Source organism: Pseudomonas sp. BF-B-26 (assembly GCF_019956495.1).
Classification (GTDB): domain Bacteria; phylum Pseudomonadota; class Gammaproteobacteria; order Pseudomonadales; family Pseudomonadaceae; genus Aquipseudomonas.
Window position 1 is genome coordinate 1 of sequence record NZ_JAHBDP010000032.1, and the last position, 4,851, is coordinate 4,851.

At 59.2% G+C, this 4,851-nt stretch carries 4 protein-coding genes; 1 reads left to right on the forward strand and 3 read right to left on the reverse strand.

Features of this window, described 5'->3' with window-relative positions; genetic code table 11:
* Window positions 1-98: 98 nt before the first annotated feature.
* Window positions 99-845, reverse strand: coding sequence for a 3-oxoacyl-ACP reductase family protein (locus KGB03_RS02400; RefSeq protein ID WP_192407033.1), 747 nt, complete (start codon window positions 843-845; stop codon window positions 99-101).
* Between the two features lie 125 nt (window positions 846-970).
* Between KGB03_RS02400 and KGB03_RS02405 the strand changes: the two genes are divergently transcribed.
* On the forward strand, window positions 971-1,894 hold the full coding sequence (locus KGB03_RS02405; protein WP_223526222.1) for a LysR family transcriptional regulator: 924 nt from the start codon (window positions 971-973) through the stop codon (window positions 1,892-1,894).
* Between the two features lie 129 nt (window positions 1,895-2,023).
* Here KGB03_RS02405 and KGB03_RS02410 read toward each other — a convergent pair whose 3' ends face one another.
* Window positions 2,024-2,752 (reverse strand): aspartate/glutamate racemase family protein, encoded by a 729-nt coding sequence (locus KGB03_RS02410; RefSeq protein ID WP_223526223.1) that lies wholly within the window; start codon window positions 2,750-2,752, stop codon window positions 2,024-2,026.
* Between the two features lie 56 nt (window positions 2,753-2,808).
* Window positions 2,809-4,347, reverse strand: coding sequence for an NCS1 family nucleobase:cation symporter-1 (locus KGB03_RS02415; RefSeq protein ID WP_223526224.1), 1,539 nt, complete (start codon window positions 4,345-4,347; stop codon window positions 2,809-2,811).
* Window positions 4,348-4,851 lie beyond the last annotated feature (504 nt).

A 4,851-nucleotide genomic window follows, 5' to 3' on the forward strand; every position in this document is an offset into this window, starting at 1 on the left:
GTATCAGCCAACATTAATGTCGGCTGACACAACGCCTTCGCGAGCAAGTCGAATCGTCGCACCGCCGCTCCCACATTTTTTAGATTGCGTTTAAGTCATCAGGCGCCGAAACCACCGTCGATGGTCAGGCTGGCACCGGTGATGTAGCCGGCTTCGGGACCGACGAGGTAGGCGACGAAGCTGGCGATTTCTTCCGCTTTGCCGTAACGACCCACCGCCATCAACGGGATCAGGCTTTCGGCGAAGTCACCACTGGCCGGGTTCATGTCAGTGTCGACCGGGCCCGGTTGCACGTTGTTGATGGTGATGCCGCGCGGGCCGAGGTCGCGCGCCAGGCCTTTGGTCAGACCGACCAGCGCGGACTTGCTCATGGCGTACGGGCCACCACCGGCGAAGGGCATGCGGTCGGCGTTGGTGCTGCCGATGTTGATTATGCGACCGCCTTCGGTCATGTGTTTGGCCGCTTCCTGGGTGGCGATGAACACGCTGCGTACGTTGATGGCCAGAGTCTGGTCGAAGTCTTCGAGTTTAAAATCCTCCAGCGGTGCGATGGCCAGAACGCCTGCGTTGTTGACCAGAATGTCCAGGCGACCAAAGGCTTTTACGGTGGCGGTCACGGCGTTGCGAATGGCCTCGGCGTCGGCGCTGTCAGCCTTGATGGCGAGGGCTTTGCCGCCGTTGCCGGTGATGCTGTTTTGCAATTCTTCGGCTTTGGCCGTGGAGCTGACGTAGGTGAAGGCGACTGTCGCGCCTTCAGCGGCCAGGCGTTTGACGATGGCGGCGCCGATACCGCGGGATCCGCCCTGAATCAAAGCCACTTTGCCGCTGAGGTTCTGAGTAGTCATATCGATCTCCAAAGTCCCGAGGCGAGATGCCTGGGTTGATGGAGCCTAGTATCGATTCAGGATTACCGGCTGTGTAGACAGTAATTACGATAGTCTGTGTAAACCAAAAGTTTATAGTGGCGCTTATGGAAACCTTCAGCAGTATCGAATGCTTCGTGCGCAGTGCCGAGGTCGGCAGCTTCGCCGAAGCCGCGCGCCGCCTGAGTCTGACCCCGGCGGCGGTGGGCAAGAGCGTCGCCAAGCTTGAGGCGCGACTGGGTGTGCGGCTGTTTCAGCGCAGCACTCGCAGCCTGACGCTCACCGAAGCGGGTCATCGGTTTCTCGGCGAAGTGAGTTCCAGTCTTCACACGATCCAGAATGCCGTGGCCAATCTGGCCAGCGCCGAGGGGCTACCCGCGGGGACGTTGAAGGTCAGCATGGGCACGGTGTTTGGGCGGTTGTATGTCGTTCCGTTGCTTGGGGAGTTTCTGCGGCGTTTTCCGGCGATCAACCCGGACTGGCATTTCGATAACCGTCAGGTCGATCTGATCGCTCAGGGTTTCGATGCGGCGATTGGTGGCGGATTCGAGCTGCCGCAGGGGGTGGTGGCGCGCAAGCTGACACCGGCCCATCGGGTGTTGGTCGCGTCAGCCGACTATCTTGCAGGGCGTGAGGTGATTACCGAGCCCGATGATCTCAAACATCACGATGGCATCCTGATTCGATCACCGCAGACAGGTCGTGTGCGTTCCTGGCAATTGACCAGTCATACCCAGCAACACAGCCCGCTGACGCTCAAGGCGCGGATGACCATGAGCGATTCGGAGGCGGCCTGCGCCACGGCCGTCCAAGGGTTGGGCATTGCGCTGGTGAGCATGCCGTTTGCCGTGGGCTACCTGGAGGCCGGGACCTTGCAGCGGGTGCTGCCGGACTGGTTTGTCGACGACGGCAACATTTCCATTTATTACGCTGAACACAAACTGCTGCCGGGCAAGACCCGGGCGTTTGTGGATTTCATCATTGAGCAGTTTGCGGAGCAGGGGTTGGGGCAGCGGTTTAGTGCGGTTTGAGCCAGGCTTGAGACCAAGTTGCGGCCTTCGCGAGCAAGCCCGCTCCCACAGGGGATTTGTGAACGCCGCAGGTCAAATGTGGGAGTGGGCTTGCTCGCGAATGGGGCGACTCGGTTTAACGCCGCGAATTCAGTGCCCAAACCGCGCCGGCCAGCCAATAATTTTCTTCGGCCGCGGTGTCGCATAAGTCCGCACTTTGGACGTCGATAATCCCAATCGCACCAGCGACTCGGCAATCGTTACCGCCGCCGTCACACCATCCACCACCGGCACGCCAGTGCGCTGACGAATCTGTTCATCCAGCCCGGCCATGCCGCCGCAGCCCAGGCAAATCACCTCGGCCTTGTCTTCAAGCACGGCCAATTCCGCCTGACGAATAATGGCCTCCAGCGCACGCTGAGGATCGGATTCCAGTTCCAGCACCGCCAAACCGCTGGCCCGCACCGATGCGCAATGGTCCCAGAGTCCGGACAGTTTGAGGCGATCCTCGATCAGCGGCACGGTGCGGTCCAGCGTGGTGACCACCGAGTAGGCATGGCCGAGAAACATGGCGGTGCTGGCCGCCGCATCGGTGATGTCCACCACCGGCACGTTGAGCAACTCCTGCAAACCCTCGCGGCCGTGTTCGCCGTAACCGGCCTGGATCACGGCGTCGAAGGGTTGGTCGTAAGCCATCACCCGATCCATCACCGCGATGGCGGCCAGATAACTTTCGAAATTGCCTTCGATGGAGTCAGCACCGAAGTAGGGCGTCAGGCCGATGATTTCCGTGCCCGGCGCGGCCACGGACTGAGCCGAACGCGCGATGGCCTGGGTGATGGATTCGGTGGTGTTGACGTTGACCACGAGAATTCGCATGGAAAGTCCTTATAACGGGTGGTTCTGCGGCCCGACGGTGCCGGGCCGCCTAGGGGTTAATGGCTGACGTTATCGACGGCGATGGCTTCACCGCTGACGTCTGCGTAATGGGGCTGCCGTTTGGCGATGATCAGGTAGAGCATCCCGGCAATCCCGGCACCAATCAGCCAGGAGAAGGGCGATACGCTGTCGAAGCCCGGTACCAGCGCCAGGACAATGGCGATCAGCGCGGCAGGAATGAACGCCGCGACGGCGCGTAAATTGACTCCGTGGCTGTAGTAATAAGCGCCGTTGGGGTCTTCGCTGTACAACTGCGGCACGTTGACCTGACCTTTTCGTACAAGCCAGTAGTCGACCATGATCACGCCGTACAACGGGCCGAGCAGGGCGCCGAGGCCGGACAGGAAATACACGATCACCAGCGGGCTGTTGTAGAGGTTCCACGGCAGGATCAGCACCGCGATGGTCGCGCTGATCAGCCCGGCGCGGCGGAATGTCAGGTATTTGGGCGCCAGGTTGCTCAGCACGAAGGCCGGGGCGACGAAGTTGGCCATGATGTTCACCGCCACGGTGACGATCAGGAACGCCAGGCAGCCGAGCACCAGGAAGAAGGTGTTGGGAATCGAGGCGATGATCTCGGTCGGGCTTTCGATGATCCGTCCATTGATCTGAAATTGCGCGCCGCAGAGCAGGACGGTGATGCTGGCGAACACCAGAATATTCACCGGCAGGCCCCAGAAATTGCCGACCTTGATGGTCTTGCGGCACGGCGAAGAACGGGCGAAATCGCAGAAATTGAGGATCAGCGTGCCGTAGATCGACAGCCACAACGCGCCACCGGCAAAGATGTTGCGCCACATCTCGCCACCGGTCAGTGGTTCGCGGATCGACCAGGCGATGGTCGCGTTGGCCTGAAAGTACATCCACGCGGCGAGGGCGGCGACAGTCAGCAGAATCACCGGCCCGGCGAACGCCTCGTAACGCCGCACCATCTCCATGCCATAGGCGAGGATCGCCAGTTGCACGAACCAGATCGCCACGAAACACACCCAGCCCAGGCTCGATAAACCGAGGATCGAGTTGTGGTCGTAGTCGGCGAAGCCTGGATGAACCGCGGTCAGCAGTACCCGAAAGACCACCGAGGCCAGGTACGTCTGAATCCCGAACCAGGCAATGGCGATAACGGCACGGATCAATGCAGGAATCTGCGCCCCGTGAATGCCGAAACTGATCCGGCTGATGACAGGAAACGGTACACCGGTCTTTTGTCCCATGTAGCCGGAGAGGTTCATGAAGCAATACACCAACGCCGCGCCGATCCCCAGGGACAGCAGGATTTGCCAGCCGCCCAGGCCGAGGGCGTACAGCCCGATGGCGAATGAGTAATTGGCGATGTTGTGAACGTCGTTTGTCCACAGGGCGAAGATGCTGTAGCGGCCCCAACGTCGACCTTCGGCCTTGGTCGGCGCCAGGTCCTTGTTGTGCAGGCGAGGGCTGAGTACGACGGGTTCTTGAAACGTTTGGTCGTGAGGGGTTGAAGTGGGGGAGGAGGGCAGATCCAGCGCGATGTTGTTAGTGGAGAGGCTAGTACGCATTCCGGCAGGCTCCGAGCTTGGCGTCGCGATGACTGTGCATGAGCGTTGGCTCGACAAATCTTCGTCGCGGGCAGTCAGCATCATTGGTTACGGGGCATCTGCAGCCTGTACGGGATAGGGCGCTTCAGGCTTGCGGATCTAAAGTGTGTGTATGTTTTGATATGATTGTATACAAAACATGTATGCACTTAAGCCAGATCCATGCCAGTCAGCGATCTATGAAATCTATCTTTAATTTCGTTTTGTTATCTATTCGCGATAAGTAACTGAAATTAAGACGATATAAATTGACTGTTTGAACAGGTATTTATTTTTCAGCGGGATTTGTGCGAAAGGTCGACTGAGGAAGTCGGGGCTGGGGTGTGTAACTTTTTGGGGCGCTGAAATGAAAAGTGCACACAGAAATGGCACCTATGGTGACATTTCTGTGTACACATTTTTGGAGCCGATCATAGAACCTGTGGGAGCGGGCTTGCTCGCGAAAGCGGACTGACATTCAACATG